This is a genomic window from Enterococcus sulfureus ATCC 49903 (assembly GCF_000407605.1).
In the GTDB taxonomy this organism is placed as follows: domain Bacteria; phylum Bacillota; class Bacilli; order Lactobacillales; family Enterococcaceae; genus Enterococcus_G; species Enterococcus_G sulfureus.
Window position 1 is genome coordinate 616,710 of the sequence record NZ_ASWO01000005.1, and the last position, 17,240, is coordinate 633,949.

The 17,240-nt window shown below is 36.4% G+C and carries 8 protein-coding genes; all 8 read right to left on the reverse strand.

The genetic code is table 11. From position 1 onward, the window contains the following. Positions 1–229 precede the first annotated feature (229 nt). Entirely contained in the window at positions 230–1,411 is a 1,182-nt protein-coding gene (locus I573_RS09010; protein ID WP_016185322.1) for an LCP family glycopolymer transferase, read from the reverse strand. A gap of 114 nt (positions 1,412–1,525) precedes the next feature. Further along, on the reverse strand, positions 1,526–3,658 hold the full coding sequence (locus tag I573_RS09015) for a glycosyltransferase family 2 protein (RefSeq protein WP_016185321.1): 2,133 nt from the start codon (positions 3,656–3,658) through the stop codon (positions 1,526–1,528). A gap of 11 nt (positions 3,659–3,669) precedes the next feature. Then, positions 3,670–6,918: a glycosyltransferase gene (locus tag I573_RS09020; RefSeq protein ID WP_016185320.1), complete on the reverse strand. Its 3,249-nt coding sequence runs from the start codon at positions 6,916–6,918 to the stop codon at positions 3,670–3,672. Then, positions 6,918–8,126, reverse strand: coding sequence for an ABC transporter ATP-binding protein (locus I573_RS09025; protein WP_016185319.1), 1,209 nt, complete (start codon positions 8,124–8,126; stop codon positions 6,918–6,920). The genes I573_RS09020 and I573_RS09025 overlap by 1 nt, the downstream gene beginning before the upstream one ends. Positions 8,127–8,137: 11 nt before the next feature. Further along, on the reverse strand, positions 8,138–8,947 hold the full coding sequence (locus I573_RS09030) for an ABC transporter permease (protein WP_016185318.1): 810 nt from the start codon (positions 8,945–8,947) through the stop codon (positions 8,138–8,140). Positions 8,948–9,109: 162 nt separating this feature from the next. Next, positions 9,110–11,728: a GBS Bsp-like repeat-containing protein gene (locus I573_RS09035; protein WP_016185317.1), complete on the reverse strand. Its 2,619-nt coding sequence runs from the start codon at positions 11,726–11,728 to the stop codon at positions 9,110–9,112. 150 nt (positions 11,729–11,878) lie between these two features. Further along, positions 11,879–14,962: a KxYKxGKxW signal peptide domain-containing protein gene (locus I573_RS09040; protein ID WP_016185316.1), complete on the reverse strand. Its 3,084-nt coding sequence runs from the start codon at positions 14,960–14,962 to the stop codon at positions 11,879–11,881. 388 nt (positions 14,963–15,350) lie between these two features. Next, on the reverse strand, positions 15,351–17,192 hold the full coding sequence (locus I573_RS09045; protein WP_245555077.1) for an LTA synthase family protein: 1,842 nt from the start codon (positions 17,190–17,192) through the stop codon (positions 15,351–15,353). Positions 17,193–17,240: the final 48 nt, after the last annotated feature.

Here is a 17,240-nt window from a genome sequence, read left to right on the forward strand (position 1 = left end):
GAAGACCATTCATCTTATTTTATCAAAAAAAAAGAGTTTCGTACAAAAAACCTGAAACATTTTAAAAACTTTCAAAGTTTAATCGATTTTCACCGAATTGTTTCACAAATGACATTCGTTCTTTTAAAAAAGCATGTAAAACAACGATTATAATCTCAAATACCGTGAAACATTTTAAACAAAATCGAGCATGTGGAAAAGGCAGTTGATATTATCAACTGCCTTTTCTTTATTCACCATATTGAGTTGGGTCTTCTGTTGGAACTTCAGGTACTTCTGAAGCAGTCGTTTCACTCGTTACAGAAGATTTAGTTTTTCCATTGGCTTCATCCGATTTTTTACTAAATAACGTTTCGCCAAAGGTATATTTAGCTGTATCGTTTTTTGTATAATCGGTATCGTCGTAAAACTGATTGCCGATAAATCCATTTTCAGAATAGTAATAATCCTCATCGATGATCAATTGTTCATGCGTTGGAAGATTTAATTGTTTTTTCAACTCATTTTGAACTTTCAACAATTCATCGACACCTAATACTTGGTAATACGTTTCATTGATTGTTTCACTTTCACCTTGCAATTGACCTGAACGAATTTTATCAAAAGCAGGCATATAGTTTTTGCCGATCGCTAACATTTCATCCCAATTCAAATCGGTTAACGTATTTTTTTCAACTGCGTCTAAGATTTTTTTATACTTGCTCACGCTGTCCATACTGATTACTTTTTCTAAGATTTTTGTTACGACTTCACGTTGACGGCGCTGACGACCAATATCACCTTCTGGATCTTCATGACGCATCCGCGCATAAGCTAATCCAGTTTCACCATTTAATTTGATTTTCCCAACGGGTACATGGACTCCGTCTAAGGTAAAATCAATTTTGTTTTCTACCGTAATGCCACCTACTGCATCAATCAAATCACTTAATCCTTGCATATTGATCGATACATAATGGTCTAGTGGAATGTCTAATAACTGTTCTACTGTATCCATCGCCATATCTACACTACCATATGCATAAGCATGATTTAATTTATCAAAATAAGGTGTTCCATAAGGTTCATATCCTACGATATTCGTTAAAATATCTCGGTCTAAACTAACGATAGTGGATTGTTTTTTTTGTGGATTTACCGTTACCACCATCATACTATCTGAGCGACCTTGTTCTGTACGACCTAATGCTCCCGTATCGATCCCCATTAAAATAATGGAGAATGGTTCGCTTTTTGAAATATCTACTGAGCTATCACGCAAATCAGATTTTCGTGATGGCGCTGTTTTGCTGATTCGATTAAACGTATCACTTGCAGAACCATATAAATTCGCGGCATACACAGTTCCGATCGTTACTAAAACGATCAATACACCTAAAACGGATACTGCAATCTTTTGATATGCTTTCATTTTGCACCCCTGTTCTAGTCTACTTTAAATGTCCACTTTTGATTTTGCCATAAGACAAAACAGACTGCAATCGCAAAATGAAATTTCGATTTAATTTAATCTTTTTGTAACAATTTATTTACGTAATGAGAAATTTCCACCTGTCCGTGTCAAGTTAGGATTATAATATGGATCATTTTCGATCAATTTTCCCCATTTGTCATACATATATGCCGTCTCTTTTTCAAAACGTGCTTGTTTTTCAGGTGTATTCTCATAGCCTCTGGACTGTGATTCAAAATGGAACAATTCTACTCCGTGTAAAAAGAGATTGTCTCGACCTAGTGCTTGTTCACGTAAACATAAATCCACATCATTAAACGCGACTGTCAATTCTTCATTAAAGCCATTTAGTTCATGAAAATCTTTGGCACGAATCATTAAACAAGCAGCGGTTACTGCTGAATAATTGACGTTGATCTCTAATTTTCCAAAATACCCAAAATCACCGCGTGGATACGTATGATGTGGGTGCCCTGCAGCTCCTCCCATGCCAAGAACGACACCAGCATGTTGAATCGTATGATTTGGATAATAAAGTTTTGCCCCTACACATCCAATACGCTCAAATTGCGCAAAAGACACCATTTTGCTCATCCAATCTTTGGTAATGACTTCCGTATCATTATTTAAAAACAATAAATACGTTCCGTTTGCTTCTTTTGCAGCTAGATTGTTAATACGAGAATAATTAAATGGAATCGGTAGATCGATCACCTGGAATTTTTCACCTAAGATGTGGGTATACTGTTCATAAAGTTCCTTCATGCGCACATCATCACTGCCATTATCCGCTACGACTATCTCATAATTTGGATACGTTGTTTTTTCAACAATCGATTCTAAACAGCGTTTCATATCGTCATACCCATTTTTTGTAGGAATGATGACACTCACTAACTCTTCTTTTAAAATCTCATAATGTACATCAAACAAGCCATTTCCCGCAGCATGCGTCGCTGTACCTTTGATCTTTCGACGAACCAAAGCATCTTGTACCGCTTTTAATCCTGCATCAAATGCGTACCCTTTCGTCGATTGATCGGCAGCAGTCGATGTTGGTAAAATACGCCAGTAATATAAAATTTTAGGAATATGTGCGATCCGTTCTGGAGTCGTTTGTTCGACAAAACGCAACACGAGATCATAATCTTGTGAGCCCTCATATCCGACACGAAATCCATTGATTTGATGTAAAATCGTAGTACGGTATACACCTAAATGCGAAATATAGTTCGTACCTAATAATAGATCTGGTGAGAAATCAGGTTTAAATGCTGGATCAAATCGATTTCCTTGCATATCGATCTTGTCCTCATCACTATAAATCAAATCGAGTTCTGGATTTTTATTTAATGTTTTGACTACTTCATATAAAGCGATCGGTGCTAATTCATCATCATTATCGAGTAATGCACAAAACTCTCCTGTGGCGATTTCTAAAGCCGAATTGGTCGCTTTAGAGATATGCCCATTGTCTTGACGAAACACGACTTTGATTCGGTCGTCTTGTGCTACAAATTTTTCTAATAAAGGTTTTACGTTAGGATCGGTCGACGCATCATCACTCATACATAATTCCCAATTTTCATAAAATTGCCCTTGAACTGATTGGATACACTTTGTTAACCACTCTTCTTCTACATTGTATACCGGCATTAGAATACTGATTTTAGGTTGGTATGAAAACGTAGCGATTTCCGAACGGATTTCTTCTACATCCCATTGTTCATTTGTGGCTAAAAATGCTGGATAATCCTCTTCTTGTTGCTTCACTTGTTGCTTTTTCATACGATTTAGCGTAGCTTTTAAGCCATTTTTTTGATAATAACGTACGACACGTTTCATATTTTGGACTTGTTTTTGCCAATTGGTTTCGCGTCCAGGAATCGCTGGATAGACTTGTGTTAGATCAATTGTTTCAATTCGTTTTTGTTCGCCTGATTGAAACACAAGCTCTAACTTAGATGCCGAACGTGTCACTTCAAGTTGAAAACCAGCTTCAAGATTTCCACTTAATTTTTGTGCCATGATGACATCGCTTCGGTAGACGGATTGAATCGTCACGTGATCATGTGCGGAGGCAATACTAATTTTCGGTACTGTTTTAGTAACGGGATCTAATGCCCACCCGGTAATCAGATAGCTCTTTTGTTTTTTATCTTGTTGAATCGTATCAATATAAACAATTAATTCATTTTCAGACATTTCGTTTCTCCTTAATTCAATGCATTAGGATTTTGGTAAGGATCGTGGAGTGTCTTAAACGTATCCTCCCAAGCTAGTCGATAGCTTTCTTCGGGTTTTTCACCTATATATTCAAACAAACTATATGGAGTAAATACAAATTTTTGATGCAGTGTAGTGTACACTTCAGGACCAAATAGTGTTGCAGTTGGCTGTTGTGTAAGCAAGTGTTTATAATCTAAGGTCTCTAGATCAGATTTGCGGATCGCTAAACTATCCATCGTCGCTAGATAAATCTCTCTAGGCAGCACCGAACGGAAATAGTACCCAATCGACTCTTTTGTTGCGCCCTGATCATCAAATAGTACACGTGGTTGACGCAAGCTTACCCCAACATTTAAGACACGCTCATCTTTTTGTACGATTTTCCCAGTGACTGCTCCAACAGTTTCTTGGCGTAATGGATTCAATAATTCTTTCAACCAGTCCGCATTTTTAGGCGTTAGCCATTCGTTTAAACAAACGATATATTCCCCATTTGCTTGTTCGAGTAAGTCAAAAGGCGCTTGTGCTTCAACAAACGATACTCGTTTGTCACTCGTTGGGAAAGCTTGTTGGAATTTTTTTGGAACAAGCAATTCGATATTGCTGTAATACGTATTTTGCAATAGGTCTTCAATCCACAAGCTCACTCGTGCATATTCTCCTAGAGCAATAATTGACACTAGCGGTTCTTCTTGATAGAGATAATCGACTTTATATGCCCCATAGTGTTTCGTCATCGTAACTTTTGCTGGGATATCACGCTGTGAAAGATGTTCTTCGATCGCGCGTTGACCAGCAACATACGCATACTCTTTACTTTTTGGATCAAAAGCAACTGAAGTTTCGACAGTTCGCCAATGATAACAAATCACAGGAATATGATGGACTTTTTTCGCGGCTTGTGTCGCACGTAACACAAAATCATAATCTTGACTTCCATTAAATTCACTACGTAACCCACCAATTTTATCTAAAATATTGCGTTTTACAACGACGAAATGGGTGATGTAATTATGTCCTAAAAGTAACGTAGGATTCCAATTTGGTTTGAAAAACGGATCAAATCGTTTGCCTGCAAGATTGAGTTTATCTTCATCCGTGTAGATAAACTCATATTCGCTATCTTCATTGATTGCTTTGACTACTTCGTAAAGTGCTTGAGGTGCTAATTCGTCATCATTATCCATAAAGCCGATATATTCACCCGTAGCCAGTTCAATCGCTGAATTCGTCGCTTCTGAAATATGTCCATTTTGTTCACGAAAAACTGCTTTGATTCGAGCATCTTCATGAACATAACGTTCGATCAATGGACGAATCTCCGCCTTTGGTGAGGCATCATCTGCTAAACAAAGTTCCCAATTATCATAATATTGATTTTTCAACGAATCGATACAGGCACGTAACCATTTTTCTTCAACATTATATACCGGTACGACTAAAGAGATTTTAGGTGTCATACCAAAGTGTTTGATCTCTTGTTTCACTTTTGCCACATCATATTGTTCATTTTCTTTGATCCATTTATCGTACTGATCTGCTTGTTCTAAACGCAATTTACGATTACGTAATACATTACGCAATCCTTGTTGGCGAACAGCACCTAGTAGATAGCGAGCTTTTTTCGCCCATGGTGTATTGTCTAAATTGTGACGTTGAAATTTAAACGCATATTGTGTCGTTGTATCCGGAATCGATACCAACAAACCCACAACTTTTTCAATTTGTTTTTGCTCGATTTCAATCATAAACCCGTATTTTTCTTTTTCGGGTAGTCCAAACATTTCGTTCACATCTTTGCGATAAATCGGGCTAACCAATGACACTAATCCTTCAAATAACGGTACTTGATAGATCAAAGGCGTTTGTTGCGCTACTGCAAATCCCCATCCTTTAATAATGGCAACATTGCGATCAGGATCATTTTCAATAGTTTCAACCATTAATTTCACATCGGGAAACAAACTATCTTGATACAAATGGTAGTGTTTTAATTCTGCCATACGCCATTTTTCGCTACCTTGCTTCACTGAAGTACGAGATAACACTTGAGCTGTTTTGGTCAACAGTTCTTCTTTTTCATTTTCTAATGCCAATAACTCTTTGGCATGCGTTTCTTTTAAGCGTTCGATAACACTTTCTTGTTGGTGTGCATAATCTAACACTTGTGTTTCTAAGGAAGAGAAACTGTTTTGATCAACTAAATTGAAATAAAACGAGAGCGTTTTTCCTGCAATTTGATCATGCGTAAAGACAAAATAAGGATTTTCATCGATTCCGGTAAACACATAGGTTTTGCCATTGACCCAAACTGCGTTGGTTTTACTTGGACGAATCATTTTCCCTTCTATCTCCGCATAAAATTCCATGACGCCATTGCCTTCAAAAGGAACGATTTTCAGTTCATTAACGTTTGCTGCAATATCATGTGTACTGAACTGATTTTCTTTAGTTTCTTGATTGTATAACAAAGGATGGATCTCTTGCTTTCCATCTAATGTAAAAACCAATTGCACTTGTTTGACGAAATGTGAATTGATCGGTTGCATACGTTTTGGCATCTCGACAGGAGATTTAGTCAGTGCATAAAAGTATTGATATACTTCACCAAACGGACGCATTTTAAAGGCATATCGAATTTTTTCCGGTAAATCTTCATAGGCCGTTTGAATCTCATTTTGTCCAACCTGGGAATACGTAAATTCTTCAATAGCAATATGTAGATCTAGGGATTGAAAGACTTTTTCAAATCCTGCTTGTGTGTAAAACGTATTGTGTGTGTGATCAAGTAATCCAAATTCTTTCCACTCTAATTGATTGTTAAATAAGCCAATCAAAGCAGAGTTATGGGCTAAGTTTGGAAAACTGATCAAAATCTGCCCATCTGGATTAAGAACTGTTTTCGCTGCCTTTAATGCCATAATAGGATCGACTAGATGTTCTAGTACATCGGCAAATACAATGTAATCAAACGACGTATTTTTGAAATACTCTACCCATTTATACTCTTCGATATTGCCTAAAAAACCATCAGTAGCAAACTGCATAACAAAATTGTAGAGTTCTTCATCGAACTCTACAATAGATACTTGACACTTTTTTTCTGTAATTAAATAATTGGTCATCCGGCCATTACCTGGACCAAATTCTAAAACGGTACTATTTTCTTTAATTTGACGAACGATTTTCCCTACACTACTTTGCTCATCGACTGTCATCTCAAAATCATATTTCATTATTGAACCGATCCTTTCCATTCGTGATCTAATACAACGATCCCTTCACCAACATATTTACCGGTGATGAACATCGTAATATATTTTGTTTTATAAACAAATGGAACCGTCGCATTTTCTTCAAATAATGCCACGTCAAAATAATACTCTCCACCTAAAAGCGCCATTTTAGGGTATTCGATATAAAAGGTATTTAATCCTTTTTTCCAAGGAATCTCTGTTTCGTCTAACAAAGTATTCAATCCGCATACATATTGATTATTCACTGTACGGATCGCAACACCTAGTACAGGGTGTTTGATCGATGGATCATTTACTTCATACTCTACTTTGACAAAGACTTTACTATCTTGGACAACTAAATCGATTGGATTCATCTCTTCATCTAATAATGTAGCAGATTTCACTTCTACGATATCTAACGCAGAATGCTCTTCCACTTTATTTTTTTCACGATCGACTGTTTTGATTGATTTTTTCTTCAAGAAGTTTTCGTATTCTTCGGTAATTTCCATGGTTTCGCCTTCTGCTTCAACGACACCATTTTTCAACCAATACACCCGATCACAAAAACGACGAACCGCATTCACATCATGAGACACGAACAATACCGTTTTTCCTTGATTTCGAAATTCGGTGAATTTTTCCATACATTTTAATTGAAACTCTAAATCCCCTACAGCTAGGGCTTCATCGACAATCAAAATTTCAGGATCCACATTGATCGCAATCGCAAAAGCTAAACGGACAAACATCCCGCTTGAATAGGTTTTAACAGGTTGATACAAATGATCTCCAATATCAGCAAAATTGATGATGTCATCGATTTTATCTTCCATTTGATCACGAGAATACCCTAAAACCATTCCGTTTAAAAAGATATTGTCATATCCAGTATACTCAGGATTAAATCCAGAACCTAATTCAAGTAAAGCCGCAATATTCCCGTCAATCTTCACTTCACCTTCAGTAGGAGTTAATACACCCGTAATGATTTTTAAGATGGTTGATTTTCCGGAACCATTTTCACCAATAAATCCTACCATCTCACCTTGATTGACATGAACATTCACATCATTTAACGCATAAAAAATCTCATGATAACTTTTGCGTTTTGGGTGCAATGCCTCTTTTAGGCGTGCTGTTGGATTTGGATACATATTATAAGTTTTCGTTAAATGATTAATTTCTACTACACGTTTTTTCATGTCGTTTCTCCTTACAGTACATCAGAAAAATGAGGTTTCAATCTTCTGAAGATAGTACTTCCTAATATCAATAAGATAAACGTTACGACCCAGAAATAAATGGATAACGTTGGATTTTGCCAGAACCATGCGCCACCAAAGAACGCGTCTCGGTATCCTTGAACCACGTAAAATAGCGGGTTAAGTTTTAAGATAAATTGAATCGTTGGATTCGGAAATTGATTGATACTCCACAATACTGGAGTTCCCCACATTAACGCTTGCATGATAATCGCGATAAATTGATTCACATCTGGCACAAATGGTTGAATAGATGCGGTAAACCACGTCAAACCAGTTAAGAAACACATTAATGCAAATAAATAGTAGAAAATTTGCAAGAAGTGTAAATTTGGATAAACACCAAACAACATGGATGCAATGAGCGCTACAAGTACGAAGAATCCATGCATATACAAGTTTGACAAAAGCTTCGCAGTAGGTAAGATACGAATGTTGAATACAACCTTTTTAACTAAATAGCTATATTCACGATATACATTGGTACCCGATCCTAACACATCTGAAAAATAAAACCATGGAACGATCCCTGTCATCAAGAACAAAATAAAAGGATATTTCCCATCAGTTAACGGTGCTTTCAATCCAATATCAAATACAAACCAATAAGTCAATACAGTTACTAACGGATTGGCAAAGGCCCAAAAAATCCCTAATAATGAACCTGCATAACGAGAACGAAAATCGTTAACAGAAAATTGAATCAATAGCTTTTTGTTACGGTAAATATCTCTACAAAAATAAAACAATTCTTTAAACATTTACATACCTTCCAAATCATTTAAATTTAGTTCTAACGCTTTGATTTTACAGAAGTTTTTGTTCATTAGCAAGATAAGGCTAAGAAAAAAGGATTTCCTTCATCAATCTGTTAAGATTTATTAAGGAATCTTTACAAAAAAAAAGTCTGTAAATACAGACTTTTACTTCACCGCATACCATGCAATGCCTTCATCTTTCCAACCTTTTTTCACTAATTCATTGGTTTCTTTTAGATTTTGAGTATAATGATGGCTTCCTGCTTTGGCATTTGGATTATACACTCGATAAAGTGGATGCTTCATTTCAGTAGAAGAATACCAACCGATTCCTTCATCTTTCCAACCTAATTTTACTAAATTATTTTTTTCAGCTATAGCCAAAGTATAATGATGATCGCCAGAATTCGGATTGTACACTCGATAGACCGGTTTTCCAACTGCAGGTGCGATCCAACCGGTCCCTTCATCTTTCCAACCAAGTTTCACTAAATTATTTTTTTCATTTTGTTGCATCGTGTAAAAATGCTCTCCTGAATTTGGATTGTATACTCGATACATCGCCATCGAAACATCCGTTCCTGAAATCGCAAAATCAGATAATTTCTTCGTTTCGACCACACCATTTTTACGCGTTACAACAACTTCACCTGTATACGTTCCCGTTTGATATCCATGATTTTTGATATCTACGATCGCTTGATTGCCATTTTTTGTGGTCGTAGTCGTATAACTATACGCTTTATTTGGTTGATTTTTAGGTTGTACGTTCACTTTAACCGATTGTACACTTGCTGCATCATTGGTTTGGACTTGAATCGTTGCTTGTCCATTTTTTTGATTTTGAGTATCAAGTGTAGTAGTAATCTGGATCGGTTTGACCGTAAACGTATCCGCACCTACTGATCGCATTTTTCCACTTTTCGTTTTCACATAATCGTGTACATGGTACAAGCCACTATTTTTATGGTTGCTTACTGGGATTTTTGCCGACCACGTTTTTGTCGCAGTATCCAATACTCCAGGATACCATTTTAGATCATCTTGACCATTTACGTCACTCCATACCGCAAATAAAACAGAATCGACCATTTGATTATCTTCTAATTGCAAACTCGCTTGAAACAATGAGCTATCTTTTGACAACTCTTTGACACCGTGTGAAACGACTTTATAATTAAACGCAAACGTCGGACCATTGCCTGTAACCGTCGCATATTTTTGCTGCGTATCGATTACCTTTACTTCATATCGATAAGGACCTTCAGAATACCCAAAGTTTTTAGCCTCAAATGAAGCCGTGTATTTTCCTTGTGCATTCGGCTGTAACGTTACCGTCTGAACATTTTGTTGATTTTCTGTTGACCAAGCGTTCACTTGGATTTTTTGTAGCGTTTTATTATTTGCAGCTGCTGCATCAAATGAAATCGTAAATTTCCCAGCTGCATTGTCTGTTACGGCAGTCGTGACATTCTTGATCACCGGTCCGTCTAATTTAACATCGCTTAATGGTTTTGCAGTTTGTTTATTGTTATTGCCTACTGCATAAACATGCACATGAAATGGATTGTCAAAACCGGCATGTTTTTTGGCATCCACTTTCGCTAGATAGCTACCATCTGCTTGTAATGTAGCTTTATACCAGACGATATCAGACTGATTCGCTGTCGTCCATACCGGCACATTGATTTCTTTAATGCCACTATTTGCCGTCGCTTTTACTCGAACATCAAACGTTTTTTGTGTTTGATTTACATTTTCGACTGCTGCACTAGTAATCACGGGTGCTAAAGAAAATTTATCGTACATGTACCCGACTAATTCACGATACTCATTCACAGAATATCCATATTTTGCAAAATAGCCCACAGGATCTCCATGGTCCGTTCCACCTAAATAATTGGATACTTCTGCATGGCTCCATAACGTCCCTGATTTATCATTTGGTTTTCCACTCGGCGCGCTTGGCGTCAATCCAAATTGATCTAATTTCATCGCCATATAATACGCATTGTTCATAATCGATTTCATAAACGCTGTTTGATTTCCATGCTCAACTAATTCAACATGCATAAAATAACGATTGGCGATTCGCCCAGCTCCCCACGCGCCATAACTTGGATCATGAATTTCGATAATATTATTTTCATCGACAAACGCATGGACAAACGCATTATCCCAATGACTGTCCATGTACGCGATTTCTCCCCAAATCGTGGAATTTGGATTTGCAGTTTCATGAATAACGATACCGTTTGGTTTTGCTTGTTCTCCGGATTCATCTAGTGTACGATAACGAAATAGCTCATATTGGCGCCAATCTTTCTTGATCGTTGCTAATTTAAACGACCCATTTTCAAATTGGCGAATAATCTCTTTATTCATCCCTGAACTAGCTGTAAACGCTCGACTTTGCATCGCATTTTGAGTATTTGCTCCAGGTAAAATTTTATCACCCAACAAGTCTTCTTTTGTTGGTTGTTTTGGAAAATAAGGATCCGTCGTATTTTCTGGAATCACTTCTTCCCCACTACTTGTAGCACTCGATGCTTCATTGGTTGTTGTACTAGTTGTTGTACTGGTTATAGCGGTCTCACTCGATGGTATGGTTGTTGCTGTGGATTCTGTAGATAAACTAGCAGATGTAGTAGAAGATTCTGTAGCAGATGTTGAAGATTCTGGTGTAGTGCTCGATTGAATCATTTCTTGCGCTTGTATGATCTGCGGACTCCATAATAAAAAGCTTGAAAGGACGAGCGCTGATTTTTTCAGGTGTAAGTTCATCTTTTAACTCCTTATGTACATTTATTCTCGGCGGTTCCTTTAATTATCTTAACACAATTCTTTTGGATTTCTTATGTTATTATTAATTTTTTCTTAAAAAAATGGATAGTCTAGACTAGACTACCCATTTTTTATTAATTTTTGGTCTGCTTATTTCATTCCAAAGAATGCAATTCCTTCTGCTTTCCAACCTAATTTCACTAAACCATTTACTTCATCAGAATGTACTGTGTACAAGTGAGAACCAGCATCTTTTGCATTTGGATTGAATACGCGGTAAACATTTACTGCTTTGTCTTCAGCAGAGTAGAATACTACGCCTTCTTTATTCCAACCATGTGATGCAACTTGGTTGTACTCTGTTTCATTTGTTGTGTAGAAGTGTTCACCTGAGTTTGGATTGTATAGACGGTAAACAGGTTTGCCTTTGCTTGCTGCATTCCAAGCAGTACCTTCAGCTGTCCAACCTAATGAAACAACATGGTCGTATTCTGCTTTGCTTGCAGTATATAGATGTTCGCCATTGTTTTTGTTGTATGCACGGTACAATGGTACAGCAGTTGCAGGAGCTTTCGCAGTATAAGCTTCTTTCACTTTATTTAACTCATCCATTGTTTTTGCATCATTGATTTGTTTTACAAAAGCTTTTTTCTCAGCAGGAGTTAAGTAAGCCGCTTGTGTCAATTCGTTACGTGCTTCTTCTTTTGCTGTTCTTAAAGCAATAGCTGCATCGATTTTCGCAGTGTATGCAGTTTTGTTTGCTTCAACTTTTAATAGATCAGCATTTTCTTTTGCTACTTCTAAGTTACCCGCAGCAATCATTTTATCGATTTCTTTGATCAACTGTTCGTCAAATTGTTTTGCATTTTGTGCAGTTGCTTTGGCAACAGTCGCTTTCATTGATTCGATTGATTTAGGTGAAGTTGCTGTACCTAACTCTTGTACATAGCCTTTTTGTTGCTCTGCATTCAACGCAGTCAATTCATTGTTGATGATATCTACTGCATTCGCATAGTATTCTTTAGGATTTGTAGTTTGGCTTAAGTTTTGTTGTTTCGCTGCTAAGCTGATTTCTTCAACTTGTTTCATTGAGTTTGCAGCTAAGATTTGCGCTACGTAATCTGTTTTTTGTTGATTTGTTAAATATGGAAGTTTTGTCACGTTCGCAATGGTCATTTCTTTTGCTTCTTTTAATGCTTGTGCTTCTGCTTTGATTTTAGCATCTGCTGCTTGTGCATCTGAAACAACTTTATCGATCTTCGCTTGTGTATCTGCTGCAGCTACTTTACTGTTGTAATCTGCTTTTTGTGCTTCTGTTAAGCTAGACAAGCCGTTGATTGTTTTCATTGCAGCCGCTTTTGCATCTGCTAATACTTTAGCCGCATCGGCAGCTTGTTTATTCGCAGCATTTGTCGTTTCCGCATTTGCCAATACTTTTTTCACACCGTCTACTGATTTAGCTGCATTGATTTCTTTAACTGCTGCTTCTTTTTCAGATGGTGTTAAATACATATACGTGTCTACTGTTGCTAGACCCACTTTTTTCGCTTGGTTAAGATCTGTTGTTTCTAGACCCATTTTCAAGTTCTCTGCTGCTGCAGTATCCACGATGCTGTTTACTGCATCTACAGAAGTTGCGGCATTGATTTGGTTTACGTACATTTCTGTATTGTCTAAGTATTCAAGTTTATTCACTGTTTTTACAGCTTCTGCTTTTGTTGTAGCTAAATAATTCGCTGCATCTTTGTCTTTTGCTGCTTTAGCTTGCGCTTGAACACCAGTTACTGTCATTTCTTTATTGATTGCATTGGTGAATGCTGTTTTTTCTGCTGCTGATAAATGAGTATAGCCATTTACTTCTGCAATCGCTGCTGTACGTGCAGTCGCTAATGCTGCGTTGTTTTCAGCTTGTGCTTGTGCTACGTAAGTGTTGATTGCTGATTTTGATGATGCATTTTCGATCGCATAAATGTAATTTCCGCGAGATAATTCAGTGATGTTTGGCAATGCTTTTACTGTAGCTAAGCCTTCAGCACGAACTTGTTCAATGTCTTTTTTCTCATTGATTGCGTTATTGATTGCCGCTTGATACTCTGCATTGACTTTGTCTAACTCTGCTTGAGTTGTTGCGCTATTGGCTTTAGCGATTAAATCTGTTTTTACTTTTGTATCTGTGATCGTTGTATCATTATTGATCGCACCGATCAATGCTTTTTTATTTTGTTCAAATTGAGCTTTATCGTGAGCAGCTTTTGCTTCTGCAATCGCTTTTGTTACTTCTGCATCAATTTTTTGTACTTGTGCTGTAGTTGTTGCTTGGTTTAATGATGCTGTAAATTGTGCTTGTTTTTCAGTACTTAATAATTGACCATCAGCTGAAGCTAATTTCGCTTCAACAACTGCTTTTGCTGCAGTCACGTCTTCTTGGATCGCTTGATTTGTCAAGTTATCGATTGTTGTTGCCCATCCAGCATCACTTGCTATTACCGCATTGATTTGTGCATTATAGGCATCTTTTCTTGTTTGTGACAAGTAAGTCAAGCCATTCACAGTAGCTACTGCAGCTTGTTTTTTAGTTGCTACATTTGCATTTTGTGCATTCATTGTTTGCGCATTTTTTGTATTTTGCGCAACGACTTCATTTTGAGCCGCTAATACAGTATTGAATTTAGCTTGTGTTGTTTTAAAGTTATCTGTAGTATCTGTAACTGTTGTCTCATTTACAAATGTTTGTTGTGCATTTTTTACAGTTTGAACTGAAGTCATGTTATTGTTCATGTAAGAATCAGTCGAGATATTTGTTAATTTCGCTAATTCTTTGTTTGCATTGGCTACTGTAGTAGATTCAAAATTCACTACCGCATTGTTGACAACAACATTGTATCCATTTGTTTTTAATGCATTGTAAACTGCTTCATTTGAAGTCGCTGCATTGATTGCTTTTTTCGCTGTATCCATTTGTGTCGCTGTCATAGATTCAACTAAGCTATCTAATTTTTTCAATGAATCTTCTTTAGCAGCTTCTAACGTTTTTACAACTGCTACTGTTGTTGTTGCATCCGTTGTTTGTGCTAATACTGAAATCGGAGCTGTACCAATTGTACCCAAAACAGTTGCTAATAAGACTGGTGCTACGACCCAATTTTTTTTCGCTTTGTACATTTTGTAAACACGTTTTGATCCCGTGTTCACGGCTGATAAATTATCTTGGCGAACATTTTTGTTTTTTTTCATCCGAACAAACCTCCATTGTTTTAACTGTATGCTACAAACAATTTGTAGTACACCATAAATTCTAGGCTATCGATTTGTGAATGTCAACGAGTTTCAAAACTGTCACCTCTATATTTTTTGTTATTTAATTTTTAAAAAATAAGCATTTATATTTAAAGACACAAGTATTTTACATCTTTTTTACTAATTATAATTTTCGTTATTATTTAATAATTCATTATTACACAAGCATTTTTGTTGATTTTTTCATTTTTAATATTTTATTAAAATAATAGAATTTATTTTAATATTTTTATATAAAAATATATGCGATTTTTTTTATATTTTCACTGTCAATTAAAAAAAAACGTCAAGCTAATCTAGTTAGCTTGACGTATATTTCATTTATTTATTTATTTTCTTGTTCTTTTGTTTCAATCGCGTAATCTGTTCCTTTGATAATATTTTTGTTATAAAAGTCAGATTTTTTACTGATTTCGTTGATATATTTATCTTGTCCAAGTTCTTCCATCAATGTCGGTTTATCTGAATACAAGTTGGTTCCTAAGCCTAAACGATCTCCTTCGATTTTTGCGCCTAAAGCAGCAAGTGTCGTTGGAAACATGTCTGTTGCATTGAACGTGCGTTCTTGATTGGATTTTTCAACTGTTGTAGGAGAATTTAAGATGACATTGTAAACACTGCGTTGATAATCGTCAGGTATACTTTGAGTATATTTCCGATCCATTGTCGGATGATCTCCTACGATGACAATCGTCGTATCGGGATAAAATGGTTGTTCCTTGATCCAATTCACAAAATCAAATACTTGCTGATCAGAATAATGGATCACATTACGGTATTGATCATTAAATAAATTAGGTGTTTGATCTGAAGCATATCCATCCTCAAAATGCGTATCTGTTGTTAGCATCGTAAAGTTGAACGGTTCACCTTTATTGGCAAGCTCTGTAATCGAGTCTTTCGCAAACGGGAATAACTTTTCATCTTCTACTCCCCACCAAACAGAATAGTCTTGTGGAATCAGTTGTTGTCCTTTAATCCAAAAATAGTCTCTAATCTCGTATTCACCATGATTCATAAAATACTTATCTCGTCCACCAAATGAAGCTGGTGATCCAATATAAAGCATCTGGTTATATCCTTCATCGTGTAATACTTCTCCTAAAGCATACGCCCCCGGCATGAAACTATCTCCTTTGCCGCCGTAATCATTGACATCGATCCCACCGCTCGTTCGTAACGGCAGACCTGACGTTTGTGCAAACATCGAACTTACTGTTTGATTGGCACCAGGGATTGAAATCATGCCGCCAAGCTGATCGGTATTTGAAAAACTAGTTCCTTCATTCAACGCATAGTTCGTCAAATTAGGAATTAAACTTCTATCTTCTGCACCACCATTTTCTTTAGCAGCGTACGTATTTTCCATTGATTCTAAATAAATATAGATCAAATTACGTTTTTTTTCTGGAAAAACAATTTCAGTCTGTTTCGTATCGACATACGATTCGTCATAAATTTTTGTTTTTTCAAAATAATAAGCTTTCACATCCGCATATCCTAGTGCATGAATACCTAACCCAGTCATGGTAAACACATAAACAAGTACAATACCGACTAACGTGACTGGTTTTAGATACCAATGAGTTTTCTGTTTACGACGATCAATAAAATATTGAAGGATATAAAGAAATGGTAACGATAACCAAATCGTTAGAAAAGCACTGTTAAGTAAAGGGCCTTTTAGATATGCAAATAGATGCGTATTGTCACTACCTTCTAACGGTTGGCTCAACGTAAACACGATTTGATCAAAACGTAAGTTTCCAAAGTAACTCATTGCCCAATCACTTGAAAAGAAAAATAAGGTACTCAAAAAGATACCGATTCCAATGATAACTGCACTAAAGCTATATTTCAACGTCCACTTCAACTGAACTTTTGGCAAATATTCTAAAAGATAGCGCCCTAAGTAATACACCCCAAACATAAAAAAGAATACCAAGCCCACAGCCAATGTATGATTTTCATTTGGCGGAAATGGGACTAATAGACTGATTTTATGCATGAACGGCAATCCGAAACGCTTCCAAACAAAAAAGTTTGTTACAATCTCAGCTAAAGCAAACCAAGCAAACAGTGCATATGTATTCATGTTTCGCTTAGGCTTTTCTAAAAAGCCTAATATCACTAAACTGATTCCTACAGTCAATAAAATAACTATCACCTTCTCTATATAAATTGCCTTTCTATTATACTAATTCTATTCATATAA

Bases quoted from the DNA above. Each gene is read 5' to 3' on its own strand.
- I573_RS09015 (WP_016185321.1), bottom strand. From the start codon at position 3,658: ATGTCTGAAAATGAATTAATTGTTTATATTGATACGATTCAACAAGAT.
- I573_RS09030 (WP_016185318.1), bottom strand. From the start codon at position 8,947: ATGTTTAAAGAATTGTTTTATTTTTGTAGAGATATTTACCGTAACAAA.
- I573_RS09010 (WP_016185322.1), bottom strand. From the start codon at position 1,411: ATGAAAGCATATCAAAAGATTGCAGTATCCGTTTTAGGTGTATTGATC.
- I573_RS09035 (WP_016185317.1), bottom strand. From the start codon at position 11,728: ATGAACTTACACCTGAAAAAATCAGCGCTCGTCCTTTCAAGCTTTTTA.
- I573_RS09040 (WP_016185316.1), bottom strand. From the start codon at position 14,962: ATGAAAAAAAACAAAAATGTTCGCCAAGATAATTTATCAGCCGTGAAC.
- I573_RS09020 (WP_016185320.1), bottom strand. From the start codon at position 6,918: ATGAAATATGATTTTGAGATGACAGTCGATGAGCAAAGTAGTGTAGGG.
- I573_RS09025 (WP_016185319.1), bottom strand. From the start codon at position 8,126: ATGAAAAAACGTGTAGTAGAAATTAATCATTTAACGAAAACTTATAAT.